The sequence below is a fragment of the Spiroplasma endosymbiont of Agriotes lineatus genome (genome assembly GCF_964019485.1).
Taxonomy (GTDB): domain Bacteria; phylum Bacillota_I; class Bacilli_A; order Mycoplasmatales; family Nriv7; genus Nriv7.
The window spans coordinates 147971-165138 of record NZ_OZ026448.1; the positions used below are offsets into that span (position 1 = coordinate 147971).

Below are 17168 nucleotides of genomic sequence, written 5' to 3' on the forward strand. Positions count from 1 at the left end.
TTAATGTCACAAATTTTAAAATTAAAACCGCAATTTCTTAAAAAAATATGAGGTTCCCATCGCCTTCAAAATTGAGGATATGATATTAATAATAAAACAAAAACGGGGGAAGCTTGAGTAATTAGTGCTTTAGATTCAAATCCTAGTATTATTATTAATGGTTCATTTCAAGGATTAGCGTTAAAAGAGTTTTATGAAAAAAATAAAAATTTATTTAATTTAACTTATAATGAATTTCCATTATTAAGTAAGATTATTACTAGTGATGATTATTTAAGTGTTCAAGTTCATCCCAATGATGAATATGCTAAAGCTCATCATCAAAGTCTAGGAAAAGCAGAGTGTTGATATATTCTTGATTGCCCCCAAAATGCTAAAATTATTTATGGTCATAACGCTAATGATAATCAACAGTTAACAACAATGATTAATGAAAAGCAATGAAAGCATTTTTTAAAAGAAGTTGCCATCGTTCCAGGAGATTTTTTATATGTTCCGCCTGGTAAGGTTCATGCGATAACCCCCGGAGTTACAATTTTTGAATTACAACAATCATCCGACATTACTTATCGTCTTTATGATTTTGATCGTAAAGATGATGAAGGAAATTTACGAGCATTACATTTAAAAGATAGTTTAGCAACAATTACTGTTCCTGATAATAACTTAGATGTTATTCATCGTGAAAATGGATTATTAGTTAATAATGAATATTTTTCATTATATTTAATTAATAATTCATTGCCAACAACTTATGATTTTAATGAAACTAAGTGATTACAATTAACGATTGTTAGTGGGGCGGGAACAATTAATGATGAGCCTTTTAAAATGGGCGAATCAGCAATCATTTTAGATGATAAAATAATGCAATTAGTAATTACAGGAACAATAAAATTACTAGTTAGTTATTGTAGATAAAATTTTAAAAAATAATCAAGTGATTGATTATTTTTTTATTATTCTTTGATATAATAATAATTAAGGAAGGTGCTTAATTATGTAGTTTTCAGTGTTATTTTAGTATCATAGAAACTTTATTAGGAAGGTAATGGTATCGCGTATTTACGATAATAAATAAAAAAGGTCGCGTTTAGTTTTCTTAGGTATTTTTTAAATAAAATGATAATTAAATTGTGATTGTTTTTCTTTCAAAATTATTTAAACCTTTCTTTTCCTGCCTAATAAAATTTTATGCGTCCTGAACGGAGTGTAATGGGTAGTGTTAGAGATGTCGAGGAGTTTATTTTTCATCCCAACGACTTTTAAAAACTTATCAACTGGAACTGGAACAGCAATTATCAAAATTATCAACTCTAATAACAATATAAATAATTATGTATTCAAAAGAATACAAATAGAAAGGAATGATTAATATGAAAAAATTACTTAGTTTATTAAGTACAATAACAATATCAAGTAATGGAATGGAATAGCAGGAATTGTTGGAAATGCATCAGTTTCAGCACCGTCGAAAGAAACTAAAACTGACATTGTCATTATTGATGGTGCACAGAATAAGAATATCAAAAAGATAAATTAAATTTGAATTATTATGGCACTAATGATGTATTTTCAATTAACATTATTCATAATGATAATGTAATTGTTAGTTATTTTGATAAACATTATTTTATAAAAAGTAATGAAATAAATGCTGTTGAAATTCGTAATAATATTTTAAAAGATAAATTGGGTAATGAATATTTTACAGAAAATGGAAAACTATTTATTAATGATAATAGTAATAACAAAACAGAAATAAAAAATATCAATGATGGAATTAAAAATTATATTTTAGATAAACAAAATAACTTATATATTTATACATTAAACAGTAAACTATATTTTTTAGAAAGTGGGAAATTTACTATTAATGAAATAACATCTTTACCTAAAAATAATAATTTTAGTATTAATAAAATTTCCATAGATAAAAGTAATAACTTGTTTGTTGGCACAACACAAGGTGGATTGGCAACCCTTTTTAGGACAATTTTTATATAGACATTTGTTTTCTAAAAGTAACTGGAGATAAATAATTTAAACTGCCATGTATTCTAAGATTATTGTATCAATTAATGTAATCAAATAATTCAAGTTCTAATTGTGCAAGATCATTGAATTTTCTACCATTAATAAATTCTGTTTTAAAAACTTTATAAGTTGCTTCAGCAACTGCATTATCATAAGGATAACCCTTCGTACTCAATGATCTTTGAATTTTAAATGTAGATAATAATTGATCAATTATATTATTTTTAAACTCACTACCTTGGTCGGTATGAAATATTTCAATTTTTGATAATGGTCTAGTAATTCGCATAATAGCTTGATAAACCAACTCCGTATTTTTATTTGGTTCGGAACTATAACCAACAATCTCGCGATTATACAAATCAATTAGGAGACATACATAAAATCATTTAAAACCCACTTTTATATAAGTTAAGTCACTAACGATAATTTCATTTATTTTTCTATTATTAAAGTCTCGGTTTACAATGTTATTTACTGGATCATTATTTACTTGAATATTTTTGCATTTAAGTCTTGTTTTTGTGTGCTTTGATATCAAATTATTGTTTTTTATAATATTTCTAATTTTGTGTTTAGATAGGTTAATACTTTTATGAGCTAATACTACTTTGATTTTTCGAGCTCCATAGACTTGGCGGATTTCGTTAAATGCACCGATAATTTCTTGATTATAATTATTCACTATTTTCCTTGTGTATTTATTAATTTGATAATAGTAATTGGATTTTGAAATATTTAATAATTTACACATTTTTCTTATTGAATATTTTTTCTTATTGCTATTAATTATTGTTATTTTTTGGCCATTATCAGTGCGGCTTGCTTTAAAATGTCATTTTCCATTTTCAAGTCTTTAAGTTCTTTTCGTAAAGTTATTATTTCATTTTCTTCTAGTTTGCGATTGTCTTTTGCTTTAAATGAACCAGAATTATTATAATTTTTAACTCAACTATAAATAGTTGGTTTTGGTAAATTATATTCTTTCCCTAAATTAATAACACTTTTGCCATTTTTGTATAGCATGACAATTTGTTTTTTAAATTCTTCAGAGTATGAGGTTTTATTTCCCATTTTTATATTCCTTCTTTCTTAATAATTTCGAAGTCTATATAATTATGGTCCAACTTATTGTAGCCTATCCAAACAACTGCTAATAAAATAAATGAATTAAATAGTAAAATAAGTTCAATAGATTTACAAAAAGAAAAAATTTACATTAATAGTCATAAAAAACTTTATTATTTAAACTATAATGATTTTAAATTAAATTCAATAAATACTTTTTATGCCATGGATATAACAAAATTTGATAGCAAAGGAAATATTTTTTACAGTATAGATAAAGATGTTTTTGGGACTGTACAATTAACTGTGTCTCTAAGTAATTAACTTAAATTCACTCTGTCCTCAAATTTTATCATTAAATGTGAAATTGCACTACCCCAATTTTGAATTGGCATCGTTCATTTCTTAACCATATTTTGAAATGCTAAATAAAATATTTTAAAAACTGATGCGTCATTAGGAAAAATCTTTTTATTCTTAATTACTTTTCTTAGTTGACTATTAATAGATTCAATCGCATTAGTTGTGTAAATAATCCTTCTAAATTCCCGGGGATATTCAAGAAAAATTATTAAATTATTTCAGTTATTTTTTCATGATTTAGTAATTTGTCGATACTTTTTATTTCATTTTTCTGAAAAATGATCTAAAGCAACTAACGTTATTTCTTCATTAATTGCTGTATAAATTGATTTTAAATCATTAGCTACAAATTTGCGATCTTTGTAAGGAACAAATTTTAAACTATTACGAATTTGATGAACAATGCATAATTGGTGCTGTGTTTTTGGGAACACAGCTTCTATTGCATCGGACACGGACATCCCAGTTAAATTATCATTACAAGCAACAAGAATATCTTGTAAGCCACGATTTTTCATTTCCGCAAGGAATTTATTTTATTAAGTCAAAATTTGGCTCCCTCATTTTCACTAATTCACATTCCTAAAATATTTTTTAAACCATCTAAATTAATTCCTATCCTAAGGCAAGATAAACTGCTTTATTTATTATTCGTTTATCTTGCTTTACTTTAACAACAATACAATCAAAATAAACAATCGGATAAATCTTCTCTAAAGGTTTAGTTTGTCACACTTTAACTTCTTCAATAACATCATCAGTTATTTGACTAATTAAACTTTCTGAAATTTCTGTTCCATGATAGAATTATTGCAATTGTGCTTTGATATCAGAAATTGTCATTCCTCTTGCATATAAAGAAATTACTTTTTGATCAAAGTTATCAAATTTTCTTTGTCTTTTTGGAATAATTACTGGTTCAAAAGTACTATTTCGATCTCGTGGTACATCAATTACGATTGAACCATTTTTAAGTAATAATGGTTTTTTGTGTGTTGCCATTTCTTTTATTATGATTCTCATCAGTTTCAAGATGATCTTTAATTTCCGTATTTAACATTCGTTCAGTTATTTTTTGATAAATTCCTTAAAAATAGTATTGCTTTTAAATAAATTTTGTGGATTATCAATATTTTCTAAAAAATAATCCACAACTTTATCAATTGCATCAGGTTCTTTTTTTATTTTTTTTTGTCATTTTCTGTTCTCCTTCGTTTAAGTATAATTTAGAATGAATTATCGAGACACGGAATTTTGGACAGCCCCTAAATTTTTTTTATTTCAACATGCAAATTAATTATATATTTCTTATGTGTGATTTTTGTTGTAAAAAATTATTTGGTCGCGTTTAGTTTTCTTAGGTATTGCTTTGAAGAAGTAAAACAACAATCAGCTAATTATATTATTTAATTACTAAACTAACCTTATCTTTCTTGTTATTGTCATTTTTATTCATTACCATTTTATCATATTATTGAATTTTTGCACAATGAAAAATTATTAATTTTATTAAATTTTAACTAATATTTTTACTTACTTAAATGTAATATATTTATTTGTATATACAATTCTACCTTTATTAATTCAACTATCATCATTTTTCTTATTATATTTATTTCATAATGAACTTTTATATATTTCTTTTCTGATTTCTATTTCTGAATTAATATTTTCATTAATGTAATGTAATACATTTAATTTGTTTAAATTTGCCATTCTTAAATGTAATAGGTTATTTAAATTCTTATGATTATATATTTTTGCTCCATATCCTAATTGTTGTTTTACTAAATGTGATACATCACTTTCAATGCTACAACCAATATTTCATTCTAAATTTTGATTATGAATACCTTGCTTATTATTACTGAAATAATTACTCGCCTTTCTTAAATTTATTTTAATATCTTTATTTAATTCATTTTTAGCAACATTACGAATGTTTTTGATTAATTCTTGATGATTTCCATCCTTATATAATTTAATTCAACTATTTAGTGTTACTTTACGATTTTCAAAAATAATATTAAATGCCGTTTGTTTTAATTTTTTAATAGCATGATAACCATCTAAAATATATCTATCTAACATTACCAAAACTATTGGCAATTTCTCTAATTCAAGTATCACCATCGCCACAAACAATTATTTTGTCATAATTAATATTTACATAATGTTTTTGTAATTCCTTAATTAATAAATCACGATAATTCATCGTATTTATTCGTTTACCAACTTTTAACATTAGAAAATGACCTCGTTTGTTTTCTAATTCTCTACGAGCGTTTTTGTAATTTTTTTCTTTATGTCCGGCGCGAAAAGTAACTAAACGAATTCTTTGGTCTTGTTTAACTTTATGATCTAATGTCGCTAAAAATGTTTCATCTAGCTGAATATATAAATCCTTATTTTTGACATCAATTCTAGTTTTAGTTTCTTTTTCTGCTAATTGAAAATATTCAGCAATATCGTATTTATTTAAAATATTTGAAATACTACCTTTTGAAATATAACAATGATTTAGAGCATCTAAAACATCACGATAGCGTTTACCGTCACCTAAAAGACTTAAAACTTTAAATTGAACATCAAAATAAATGCGTTGTTTGGGCAATAAACCAATTTCTTTATCTAGTAAACATACATATTCAAATTTACCTGATTTTTGATTTCAATATTTATATCGGCGTCGTTTAAAAGTGACGTCACCAAAAATTGTAATAATTGTTCTTGATGCAAAATGAACTACTTTATAACCTTGTTTTAACCGATAATGATATTTATATAAGTATTCATCTAATTTTTCATATTCGTTGACTAATTGTTCACATTTATTGGTGTACATATTTTTATGGGTTGTAAATAAGCTGAATCAATGCTTGTTTTCTAGGGTTTTTACATTATTATTAATTTTTAACATAAAAAATCACCTTTCTTTGGTAGTAATTTTAACAAAGTTAAATTTCGTTAGTTTATTTTTTGTTTTTAAAATAAATGCTTTTCTAGAATTAGTATTCAACAACCTTGAAAAATGATAGAAATTATTATTTAATTATTTATAATTAATTTGTATTAATTAAACTTTATAAATTTAAGAAGGGGTTGAGTGATTACTATAAAAATTTATTAATTAGCAAAAATTCATGAAAAGGATTTGATAAATTATGAAAAAATTATTAGCAACATTAACAAGTATCAGTACAATCGGAAGTATAATGCCGATGATATTGGCCAATGTTCCAACAAAAACAGAAAATAATAATTTACAGGCCAGCAATTTAGAAAGCAATAAAATAGAAACACTATCTACAAATGATTATTTAGAATTTAATAATAAAATAATTAAAAAAGTTGATGTATTACCAGAACTTGAAGAAGTTAAAGAATCAATTTTAAATAATTATTTTATTAAAGATAATAATTTTTATTTTCTAAAACAAGATAATAATATTCCAGAAAAAATAAATGGCATAGAAAGTGAAATTAATTCTTGAAATAAGGTTATCTTTAATGATAAAAAAAATAATGTTTATATTGGGACAAATGATGGATTATATACATTAAAATATGGTGAAACAACAGCAATTAAATTAAATATAACAAATGATATTAATATTGATTTTGGTATTATTGATAATAACGATAATATTTACATCGGAACAGATGGAGAAAATAGTTCATTAAGTGAATCATTATATATAATAAAAAATAATGTATTAGTTAGAATTAATGGAATTGAACAAACTCTTGGATCGTATCCTGGTGAAAGTAGTGAAAGTAATAGAATTGCTATAGATAGTAAAAATAATGTTTATGTTGTAGGATATAGTAATTTTATATATATTATAAAATCTGGTGAAGCAACTGCTACTAAAATTCGAAATATTGATGTTAATGGTAGCGTTAGTTCTGTTGTTATTGATAGTCAAGACAACGCATATTTTCGAACTAATAATGCCCTTTATATTTTAAAATACAAAGAAAATATTATAAATAAAATTATTCAAACAGAAGATAATTTTAATTATTTCCTTTTTATTGATAATAATGATAATGTGTATTTTAAATTAAAAAATGAAATTTTTGTATTAAAAACAAAAAAAATAAAGCTTTTTGAAATTATAAAATCAGCAGAATATATTAACACCAGTGATAATAATATAATAGTTAAAAACAACAATTTATATTTCATAAAAAATAATATAGCTTTTATTTTAAAAAAAAATAAAACAATACCAATTAAAATAAATAGCAACAATCAAGAAGTTTTTTCATTGACTATAGATAATGATGAGAATATTTATCTTCTTTTTTTCGATAACGAAAGATTGTCTCCATTTCTTTTAAGAAAAAACACTAATATACCAATCAAAATTAATGGTGTTACTGGGCACACTAGTCATATTTTTGCTGATAATAACAATAATATATATGTTGGTTCAGGAAATGGTTTATATATGTTAAAATCTGGCGAAACAACTGCTACTAAAATTAAAATTACAAGCAGTCAAATTAGCTCATTTGTTTTTGATAAAAATAATAATTTATATTTTGCAACAGATTATGATGGTGCTTTTGTTTTAAAATCTGGCGAAACAACTGCTACTAAAATTAAAGGAATTAATAAAAAATATGGAAGTTTTGTTAACCTTTATAAGGATAAAAAATATGATATAATTTACTTCAAAACCGGGGGTGGATTATATAAATTAAATGGAGGAGAAAATAAACTATCTAAAATTATTGAAGGAAAAACTCTAGAACCATTATTTTTTACAAGTGATTATAATCATCATACTTACTATAAAGATTTTTTTGATAAAAATATTTATTTTTTAAAAAAAGATCAAATATTACCAAATAAAATAAATGGAATAAATAACAATGTAATTTCAATAGAAACAGATAAAAAAAATAATGTTTATTTTATAACAAATGATGGTGTATATACATTAAAATCCGGTGAAATAAATGTGACTAAAATTAGTAATATTACTAATATTATTACAACATTTTCATATAATGATGATACTATTTATTTAATAACAAATAGTAAGATATATATAATAAAAAACAAAGAAATAATAACTTCAATAGAAATTGATAAAATTATTGAAAACATTTCTTATAATATCTTTAGGGATGATTATTGTAATTTATATTTTTTTTCTTCAAAGTCATTATCTTTAATTAAAATTAAATTATCTCTTAATAAAGATATTAAAAAAACAAAATTAAAAGAAATTATAGATAATAATGATGAAACAATTTTAAATACTATAAATTATTTAAATTTTGAAAATGATTATTTTTTGAATTTAAATAAAATGAAAATCATTAATAAAACACCAACTTCGGCAACAATTGAAGCAACAAAAGGAAAATATCGTGGCGAAGTTACTGTTAATTATAAAATTAAAAATAAAGATGAAATTAATAATATTGATTTAAATGACTTATTAAAAAAAACAGTTTATTTTGATTTTATAGATAAAAGCTTTTATTCTATTGCTAAAATTAAAGAAATAAAAGATATTAATATTGATAACTTAGTATTTTCTGAGATTGAAGTATCAAGTACTTCAGATTCGTTAAAATCAATCGATGAAAAAGCTGTTTGTTTTAAACCAATTGATTTTTCTAACACTGCTTCTTCGGGTGCACAAAAAATTAAAGTACCTTCATTTAGTTATGAAACTAAGGCAAAATATTTATTTCAAATTACAACAGGATTAAACATAAATAACTCAAAAAATATAGTTAAGGGATGAAATTTAAATATTGATGACGAAATGATATTAACTGATTTTACAAGTTCAAATAAAAAAGCTTCTGAAATTAAAAATACATTATCAAAGAATTTTGATTTATCAAACATAAATAAACAAGAACAAGAATTAATTTTAAATCGTGATTTGTTGCATTCACCAGAACAAGAATTATCTGTGGAGCCAAAACAACGTCTTATAGCCCAATATGTAATCAGATTACTTTCAATTAAAACTAATTTAGATTTAAAACAAAAAATTAACGGAATAATTACTGCTAAAATAATTGATGATAATAACGAAGAACAAGCAATCACCTTATCAATTACAGAGGCAATGCAAATATTACAAAAATATAGTTTATTACCCGATGAAATTACTATTAACGAAGATAATAGCATTTCTTTTAATGGCAAAGCAACAATATCAAGAACAAGCGAAAGCGATCCTCAGCCAATTTTTAATTTTCGTCCAATTTAATAAAAAATATTAAATTTATTACAAATAATTGGTCTGTTAACAACTTGTAAAAATAAGAAAAATATTCTAACCATTAATTTTAGTTAATTACTGGTTTTTATTTTGACAAAATAGAAAGGAGAATTAAAATGAAAAAGTTTTTTGGTTATTTTAAGAGTATTGTTGTTATTTTAGAAAATTATCTTTCTAAGGCAGTGACTTTAACAGTTTTTAAATTTAGTTAACTTATTTTTCTGTTTTAATGATAAATGTTTTTCTAGGATTTATTTCTATTCTATATCCGTTTGAGTGATCATAGTAATTTATTGTCATTTCTAATTGGATAGACTTTTGGATTTTGTATGTTTTTCTATTGTTATTTTGATTGATTATTTTGCCATATTTTCTTGTTAAATCTTCAATATTTTTTCTTTTTTCATTGTTTTTTGAAAAAACAGGAGTTATAAATTCAAGTTTATTATTTGTGGGTTTTGGTCTTTCTTTAAGTACTTCTTCAAGATTTTTTTATTTATAATTATAGGAACTTTTATTATTATTTTTAATTCATCATGATGTTGTTGTTGAATATTCTCGATTTCAACTTCTTTTAAATTGTCAAGTTCAACTTCTTTTTCGTAAATTTGATTTTTAATTATTGGTGGTGTTAGTGATTTATTTATTGTATTATTACAAGCAGTTACGAGTAATGTTGCTAATTCCAAGAGAATTAGTATATTTAAAAATTTCATAATTTTAACTTCTTTATATATATATATATTACATGAAAATTCTTAATATCATTAGAAAAATGGCAAAACCGATTAAAAATTGAAAGATATAGTAAAAAGCTGGCACCGTTTTAAAAACTGGAAAAATGGCGGTTGAAAAGTTAACTGTTGCTTTTGCAATAATTGCTAACGGGCGTAAAATTGTAATGATTTGTGACGCTGTCAGCGTTTAGTTTAGCATTTTAATACCAGCATTTTGAATGGCACAACACAACCAATGTCATTGAAGGTTGGTATTCATCGTCCAGAATATTTGCAATTTGCCGGTGGAATTAAATCATCTCATTCTGAGTTGGTTGAACCGTCAGGAATAAAGGCCGTGGAATTTAATACATTAAAGTCATAAATTTTAAAATTGTAATTAGAGATGTTGCCTTTGTGATAAAGCGGAAAAGTTAAGGTAAAAATATTAATACCGTAGCGAATATCAATATCGGTATTGAGATAATTAATACTGTTAGCGATTTTGTTGGTCGGCGAGGTAATCAATTTATTATCATAGGATTTAAGGACATTAAAATCAATTTGATAAATGCTATTGGTGTTGTTGATAGTATTAAAATTTTCTTGGTGCGTTTTTTTATCAAAAGTAAAAAAATAACTTCTTAGTAATAATTCTGAATTACCAGTAACATTGATTAAATATTTTTTGGGATAAAAGGTAATTAATGAGCGATAAAAGAAACCGATTTGAATAAAATAATCTTTGTTGTAATTATCCACACCCTTAAAATCAATTTCGGTATAAGTTTTTTCGTCCATGTCAAAAGTCGCGTAAAATAAATTAGCAAAAAAGTTGCCAAGGATTTCGTAGATTTCGTCAAAAGCATTTTTGTAATTGCTGTTGTTAATATTAGGAATGTTGTTTTTAAAATAAAGGTAAATGTCATTTCGTAAATCAGGGTCATAGCGTAAAAAACTAAATCTAACATTGAGGTAATTTAGTGCGCCGAAAAGGTACTTAATTAAGTAATAATCGTTATCCTTTTTGGTGTCGTATTTTCAGATTTCACTCTCACCGTGTAATAATTGTAAATAATTATTTCCAGCAATTAGAGTTTTATTAAATGTCTTAATTTTCAAAACATTCTCATTTACTATATTTTTATCACTAGAAGTTTTATGATAAAAATAGTTCTCATCTTTAAAGCCGTGATTTTTAATCGTAAATTCTTTGTAATAACCTTTTTCTAAGGTGTCAATGAAATTAAAAACTGGTGTTCAATAAAGATAAGAGTAATTGAATTTGTCAAAATCACCACGATGAATCATTAAATAATCAAGGTTATCAACAATATCATTATAGTTGTGGTTACCGTCAAAATTAGTTATTGTTGTGGGTAATTCAATATCAGTTGATTTTCTTATTTGACCTTCAATTTTTGTTATTATTTGTGTTCAAGTAGGATTTTTTAATATTGTTACTTTTAGATTAACGATTTCCTTTTTTTGAATATTACCATTTTCAATTTTTTCATACTTGATATTAAAGTTGAGTTTTGTAAGTTCATCAAGAATATTTTCGTTTTTTACGTAGTAATTATCTATTATGCTATGTATTGTCCTTTCGTTAATTGGCGATATTTTATTAATTTTTATTCAGTTTGGCATATTTATTGGTCATTGTTGTGTATGTATATATAAATTTCATTTTATATCAGTATTAGGATTTTTTCATCTATTTTTTACTAAGTAAACAAATCCTTTTTTTAAGTTTAATTCATATGTTTCTTTTCTTTCTCTTTTATTTCTAATTAGTTGTGATGTTGTTTTGTCGTTTTTAATGTTTTGGGGAATGGTAAAAATGTTATTGAAACTAATAATTAACACGGTAAATATTTTCATAAACATTTTTATCACTCCTTTTTAAAATATTTTATTTTTCGTTGTTCTTTTGGTTTTGATTTTTTAATATAAAACGAATTAAACAGTTTACTATTTCTGTTATGGTTACTCATATTAAGGAATAACCTATAATCATTAACTTATCAATTGCTCTAATATCTTTTTAAAAAATTAATGAGTTTGTTTAGTTTCATTTTTCAAGGCTCTTTTTGCTTTAATTTTTTGAATAATCAAGCGGATTAATTTTTCAAATTTAAGTGCAAAATATATTGCTCCGCCTCATCAAAAAACAAATATTCCTGCCAGCATAATACCACTATTGAACTTGCCAAAGAAATTAACCATCTCTTCATTCATAAAATCATTAAATTCTTTACTTGTTCCAGTTATTCATTTAGTATCACTTACTATTAATGCACAAATTAATAAGCTTATAAAGATGAAAATAATACTTAATACTATTTTTAACCACTGCTTTTTAAAAGAATTTTTAATTTTTAATTTTAATGGCATTTTTTCTTTTGAATTATCTTTTTTAAATAATTTTCCTAAAATTTTTTTCATTTTAATTCTCCTTTCATATTTTTTATCGTCCTTTAATTACAATAAATAAGGCAATAAGTACACAAGTAACACCAATAATAGTATAAACCCGATTGGGTGTTGCGAAAATGTTCGTGCCATTGGTTTAAATAGTTCTAAAATTGTTAAATTGCTAGTAATAAACTTTTGGAAATTGGCAAGCCCTTCGCTAATATAGTTCGTTAAAGTTTCAAAATGACTACCTGCTAATAATCCAAGAACAGTTATTAAGATAAAAATAATAATTAGTTTAAACATTGTTAGTTACCTTGTTTGGTTTTTATTGGTTTTACTTGCTTTTTAACTTTTCCTCACTCACTTAAACGCCCCTTATTTTTAACAGCATATTGGCGTTGTTTTTCTAAATTAACTTGTAGACTACCAAATCCAAGAATAATTGCCATAAGAAATTCTACAGCCAGCGTTAAGAATAAAGGAAATATTAGTTGAATATTCGTTCCCGACACTTCTAAACTCCAAATTAAGTCAAAAACTTTATAATAAGGCATTTGATCCAGAAAGTCGGCCATTTTTGCGAGATTTTCCATTTTTTATTATTCCTTTTCTTTCATTTTTCTTAAAAATTTGCTAAATTTATCCATTTTTAAGTATTCTAAGTCTTCTAAATCAATTGCTGTGTCAGTATAGTATTTGTCTTCATAGTCAGGATTAACTTTTAAATTTAAGTAATCTCTTAAAAATGCTAGGTAAAAAGAATTGTAAGTGTTAAGTGTTGGTAAAGGAATTTTTAGTTTAAAAAAATAAATATCAAGTGCAGGAATATCACGATATTTAACGCGACGACCTTTTTTACTATTTTTAGCATCAATTAAGGTGTTTCGTCAGCGTTCATATTCTTCAATACTAGTAAAGGTACCATAGATGACTTTTAAATAGGGACGAAAAATATTAACGGGTTTTTTACGAATGCCCACAATCTCACATTATTAGCAATATCGCGAACTTTAACTCAAATATGTTTATCTCTTTGACCGCCAGCCAGCACAATATGACCAAAATGGCGCGCCAGAGCAAAATATTCTTGGATACCGGTTTCTTCGTGTTTTTGGTATTATTTTTTTCTCAATCAGTACCTTCAAGAAATAAGTTGGTTTCATCTCACAAAAGTAAGGTTTTGTCTGGCAATACTGGATAATCAAAGTCTAATAATCCCATATGTCCTAAACTTAATTTTTGGGTTTCTAGTAATGGAAAGGTTGAGGCGATATGATATTTCTTCTTTTTTAGTAATTTTGATGCGTATACTAAAAAGGCAATTTTTCCAGTTCCTAATGAACCAATCACAATATTTAATGGTGAATTTTTTAAGAAATTAATAACTTTGTTAATTTGTGTTAAATTACCGATTTTAAAAAGAAAAATTAAAATACAACCTGCTAAAAATAAATAGCTTACAATGTTTTTAAAATAACCGTTGTAAATATATCAAATTGCTCCGCAATGTCATAAAATTAGAAATGAGGCGCGATTCAATTCAATAAAATGGTTATTTTTTTCTATTATTCATTTGCAAAATTTCATCTTGCACCTCACTTTATTTTTTTGTTAGCGGACTGACTGCGCCAAGTAATTTTTCAAACATTTTAAAGCAAATAAAGAATATTGCCAAAATAAATGGAAAAATGAAGATTCAGTAATCAGCAAAGAAGTTACCGACTTGTGTCATATTAACAGCAATAATTTCTCACATTTTAGTAAACGCTGTTATAATCGCGTTTCATAATTTAGTCATCGCATCACTAGCTGTTATTTTTGTTACTGCTGGTGCATCAACTAAGAAAGTTCCAATCATATAATCACCCCCTTTCTCTTTAAAACATTCATCATTTATATTCAAAGTTTTTCTTAAATATGTTAAAACCACGATTAACCTTAACACGATTGTATTTTTTCCTAATTAATTTTGAATTTCTTTGGGAATGCATCACAATGTAACTTCTTGACATTAATTTTGCCTCTATCTAAATACTGATATGGTTTTTCATCAAAGTAACATTAGAATAAATCACACCATAATCGCTGTTAGGAGTCAAAAAGCAATGTTTGCTATTAAAAGTCAAAGTGGTGCTTCGGTTAATTTAATTTCTTTACTACCAGTAATGTGGGCCGGAATAGTTGTAATTTGAATAAATAAATCTCAGAAAGTTTGTTTAATTTGTTCTCAATTAAATTCTTTTAAGTTTATTGTCATTTTTTATCTCCCGAAAATCATTTTTATTGGTAAATACATAATTGAAATTAATGCGAAAAGAAAAGTAATAATAATAATTAATCCGGCAATAAACGCAACCTGTGCAGGCATTTTTTCTATCGGAATAAACAGTTTTAAGAATTCCATAATAATTTCTCAAAACATTATTTTTTATTCTCATTATTTTCTTTTGAATTAGGAGCTTTAACTCATTCTTCAAAGCGGACAATAAACACTTTTTCATCTTTTGTAAAATTACCAGTATTATTTTTAATGGCATTTTTATATTTAATTCTAATTTTTATTTTGGCATAAATTTTATAAGCAAAATATGCTAATAGCATTATGCAAATGATAATAAATATTATTCCAATCGTAATATTCATTTTTAAACTCCTTTAAAATAGTTATAATTTTTATCTTTTTTGTTGTTTTCTTTTTCGGCAATGAAGAAGCTTAATAATTCTTGTCCTTTAATTAACTTGGTTTCATTTTCTTTTTGATTAATTGAAATTATTTGATATTTACTATTCTTGATTATTTCGATGCAAATCGAATTTTCATATTTTTTTTTATAAACAAATCGCTTTGGAAATCAAATGCCGATTTGTTTATTAAATTACGGTATTTTTGGTGCTTTAATAAACATTGCGTTTTGCGCTTCTTTTAAGAGATATTTTTTAGTATTTAAGAAAATGTTTTCAATGTTTTTCATAATAAATTACCTTTCTTATGAATAAACTAAGTTATATTAACTAAGTTAGTTAGCTTAGTTTTTTAAACACTTATATATCGCAGATTTAAGTGTTTAACAAGCTTTGTTATTAAATTTTGTTTTTTTAATTAGATAAAGATTTTAATAATTTTAAACTTAGTATCTCCCTATATAGAAATTTCTACACTTTAATGTCCGCATCCTGCCCTTGGAACTAATTTAATAGCGTGTATATTTTTAGGAAATCCACCCATTCATTTTTTTATTGCAAAACGAAACAAATTGCTATAGCTAATAGGATGTTATCTATTAACTGGTAAACTTCTTTTGGTTATGGCGACCACCCACAATTTATCGTGCTTTAATACATACCAACATTATTAACTCACTTGTATTTAATTTTCAAAGAACAAATTTTTAACACCTTATAAAATAAAAAGACAATCATTGCTGACTGTCTTAATACTTATTCAAATATTTTCCCACCTAACAAAACTTTATGCGTCCAATTATTTTAATGTTGTTTTTATAAGCGTTTTCCTTGGTTTTTATAATCTTTTATTGAAATTTTGTTTGTTAATATTAAATATTTTGTTTTATTACTTATTTTTTAAATAAAATGATAATTAAATTGTGATTGTTTTTCTTTCAAAATTATTTAAATCTTTACCTATCTAACAAAAATTTATGTGTCCCTGTTAATATGCTACAATTCGGTAACTTCTTTGCTGACTACTGAATCTTCATTTTTCCATTTATTTTGGCAATATTCTTTATTTGCTTTAAAATGTTTGAAAAATTACCTGGTGCAGGTCTGCTAACAAAAAAAATAATAGATAAGTTATAATAAGTTGGACCATATTTATGTGGACTTTCAAAATAAGATAAAATGAGATTTATATATACATACACAACAATTATCAATAAATATATCAAACTGAATAAAAATTGATACAATATTTCCAATTAAGGAAAAGACAATACATAGCATAATAGATAATTACCACGCAAAAAACGAAAATATTCTTGATGAACTTACAAAAATCAACTTTAATATCAAGTATGAAGAAATTGAAAACGGTAATATTCAAAAAAAGGAAATCGTTAATCTAAAAGTAACAATATTAAAAAAACCCACTTGGACATAACTAATAACAAAAATTGAAAGTCAAATAAGATCATCAACTGATATTGTGAATTACCGACACAACAAACACACACTAAGGGGCTGTCCAAAATTCTGTGTCTCGATAATTCATTCTTAATTCTATTCAGAAGAAGTAGAACAAAAAATTATAAAAAAGCAAAAACCCCCTGATAAAATTGATAAA

General features: G+C 24.5%; 19 protein-coding genes and 1 pseudogene. 5 read left to right on the forward strand and 15 right to left on the reverse strand.

The genetic code is table 4. From position 1 onward, the window contains the following. The first annotated feature begins 3 nt into the window (after positions 1–3). Together AACK93_RS00790 and AACK93_RS00795 are read left to right on the forward strand one after the other, a co-directional pair. Complete coding sequence (locus AACK93_RS00790) at positions 4–921, forward strand: type I phosphomannose isomerase catalytic subunit (RefSeq protein WP_339024697.1); 918 nt, start codon at positions 4–6, stop codon at positions 919–921. Positions 922–1545: 624 nt separating this feature from the next. After that, a complete protein-coding gene (locus tag AACK93_RS00795; RefSeq protein WP_339024698.1) occupies positions 1546–2007 on the forward strand; it encodes a hypothetical protein in 462 nt (153 codons plus the stop codon). Here the strand turns inward: AACK93_RS00795 and AACK93_RS00800 are convergent. The 4 genes and pseudogenes from AACK93_RS00800 to AACK93_RS00815 form a co-directional block, all read right to left on the reverse strand. Beyond that, positions 2000–3111 (reverse strand): IS3 family transposase gene (locus tag AACK93_RS00800; protein WP_339024699.1). Its coding sequence is split into 2 segments (ribosomal slippage): positions 2000–2868 and positions 2868–3111, totalling 1113 coding nucleotides; the frame shifts between segments, so codons are not numbered across the junction. The genes AACK93_RS00795 and AACK93_RS00800 overlap by 8 nt on opposite strands. A gap of 314 nt (positions 3112–3425) precedes the next feature. Beyond that, positions 3426–4653, reverse strand: a pseudogene (locus AACK93_RS00805) (IS256 family transposase). Between the two features lie 348 nt (positions 4654–5001). After that, the gene (locus tag AACK93_RS00810) at positions 5002–5601 is read right to left on the reverse strand and encodes a hypothetical protein (protein ID WP_339024700.1); all 600 of its coding nucleotides are present in this window, start codon (positions 5599–5601) and stop codon (positions 5002–5004) included. Continuing rightward, a complete protein-coding gene (locus tag AACK93_RS00815) occupies positions 5549–6388 on the reverse strand; it encodes an Mbov_0401 family ICE element transposase-like protein (RefSeq protein WP_339024702.1) in 840 nt (279 codons plus the stop codon). The genes AACK93_RS00810 and AACK93_RS00815 overlap by 53 nt, the downstream gene beginning before the upstream one ends. A gap of 244 nt (positions 6389–6632) precedes the next feature. Between AACK93_RS00815 and AACK93_RS00820 the strand changes: the two genes are divergently transcribed. Further along, positions 6633–9716, forward strand: coding sequence for an SBBP repeat-containing protein (locus tag AACK93_RS00820; protein ID WP_339024704.1), 3084 nt, complete (start codon positions 6633–6635; stop codon positions 9714–9716). A gap of 440 nt (positions 9717–10156) precedes the next feature. On the opposite strand, the gene AACK93_RS00825 is transcribed toward AACK93_RS00820, so the two are convergent. From AACK93_RS00825 to AACK93_RS00875, 11 genes are all read right to left on the reverse strand, one after another. Continuing rightward, entirely contained in the window at positions 10157–10444 is a 288-nt protein-coding gene (locus AACK93_RS00825) for a hypothetical protein (RefSeq protein WP_339024705.1), read from the reverse strand. Positions 10445–10657: 213 nt separating this feature from the next. Then, positions 10658–12334: a hypothetical protein gene (locus AACK93_RS00830; RefSeq protein WP_339024706.1), complete on the reverse strand. Its 1677-nt coding sequence runs from the start codon at positions 12332–12334 to the stop codon at positions 10658–10660. 165 nt (positions 12335–12499) lie between these two features. Next, the gene (locus AACK93_RS00835) at positions 12500–12892 is read right to left on the reverse strand and encodes a hypothetical protein (RefSeq protein ID WP_339024708.1); all 393 of its coding nucleotides are present in this window, start codon (positions 12890–12892) and stop codon (positions 12500–12502) included. A gap of 36 nt (positions 12893–12928) precedes the next feature. Continuing rightward, positions 12929–13168 (reverse strand): hypothetical protein, encoded by a 240-nt coding sequence (locus AACK93_RS00840; RefSeq protein ID WP_339024709.1) that lies wholly within the window; start codon positions 13166–13168, stop codon positions 12929–12931. A 2-nt stretch (positions 13169–13170) separates the two neighbouring features. Further along, on the reverse strand, positions 13171–13458 hold the full coding sequence (locus tag AACK93_RS00845; RefSeq protein ID WP_339024710.1) for a hypothetical protein: 288 nt from the start codon (positions 13456–13458) through the stop codon (positions 13171–13173). Between the two features lie 6 nt (positions 13459–13464). Continuing rightward, a complete protein-coding gene (locus AACK93_RS00850) occupies positions 13465–13845 on the reverse strand; it encodes a hypothetical protein (protein ID WP_339024712.1) in 381 nt (126 codons plus the stop codon). Then, the gene (locus AACK93_RS00855; protein WP_339024713.1) at positions 13832–14452 is read right to left on the reverse strand and encodes a hypothetical protein; all 621 of its coding nucleotides are present in this window, start codon (positions 14450–14452) and stop codon (positions 13832–13834) included. Before AACK93_RS00855 ends, AACK93_RS00850 begins: the two co-directional genes overlap by 14 nt. A 13-nt stretch (positions 14453–14465) precedes the next feature. After that, positions 14466–14795: a hypothetical protein gene (locus tag AACK93_RS00860; protein WP_339024714.1), complete on the reverse strand. Its 330-nt coding sequence runs from the start codon at positions 14793–14795 to the stop codon at positions 14466–14468. A 93-nt stretch (positions 14796–14888) separates the two neighbouring features. Further along, complete coding sequence (locus AACK93_RS00865; RefSeq protein WP_339024716.1) at positions 14889–15122, reverse strand: hypothetical protein; 234 nt, start codon at positions 15120–15122, stop codon at positions 14889–14891. Positions 15123–15125: 3 nt separating this feature from the next. Further along, positions 15126–15287 (reverse strand): hypothetical protein, encoded by a 162-nt coding sequence (locus AACK93_RS00870; protein WP_339024447.1) that lies wholly within the window; start codon positions 15285–15287, stop codon positions 15126–15128. Continuing rightward, a complete protein-coding gene (locus AACK93_RS00875) occupies positions 15287–15508 on the reverse strand; it encodes a hypothetical protein (protein ID WP_339024718.1) in 222 nt (73 codons plus the stop codon). Before AACK93_RS00875 ends, AACK93_RS00870 begins: the two co-directional genes overlap by 1 nt. A gap of 960 nt (positions 15509–16468) precedes the next feature. On the opposite strand from AACK93_RS00875, the gene AACK93_RS00880 reads away from it, so the two are divergent. Then, on the forward strand, positions 16469–16684 hold the full coding sequence (locus tag AACK93_RS00880; RefSeq protein ID WP_339024720.1) for a hypothetical protein: 216 nt from the start codon (positions 16469–16471) through the stop codon (positions 16682–16684). A gap of 19 nt (positions 16685–16703) precedes the next feature. Continuing rightward, positions 16704–16985 (forward strand): hypothetical protein, encoded by a 282-nt coding sequence (locus AACK93_RS00885; protein ID WP_339024721.1) that lies wholly within the window; start codon positions 16704–16706, stop codon positions 16983–16985. The last annotated feature ends 183 nt before the right edge of the window (positions 16986–17168 follow it).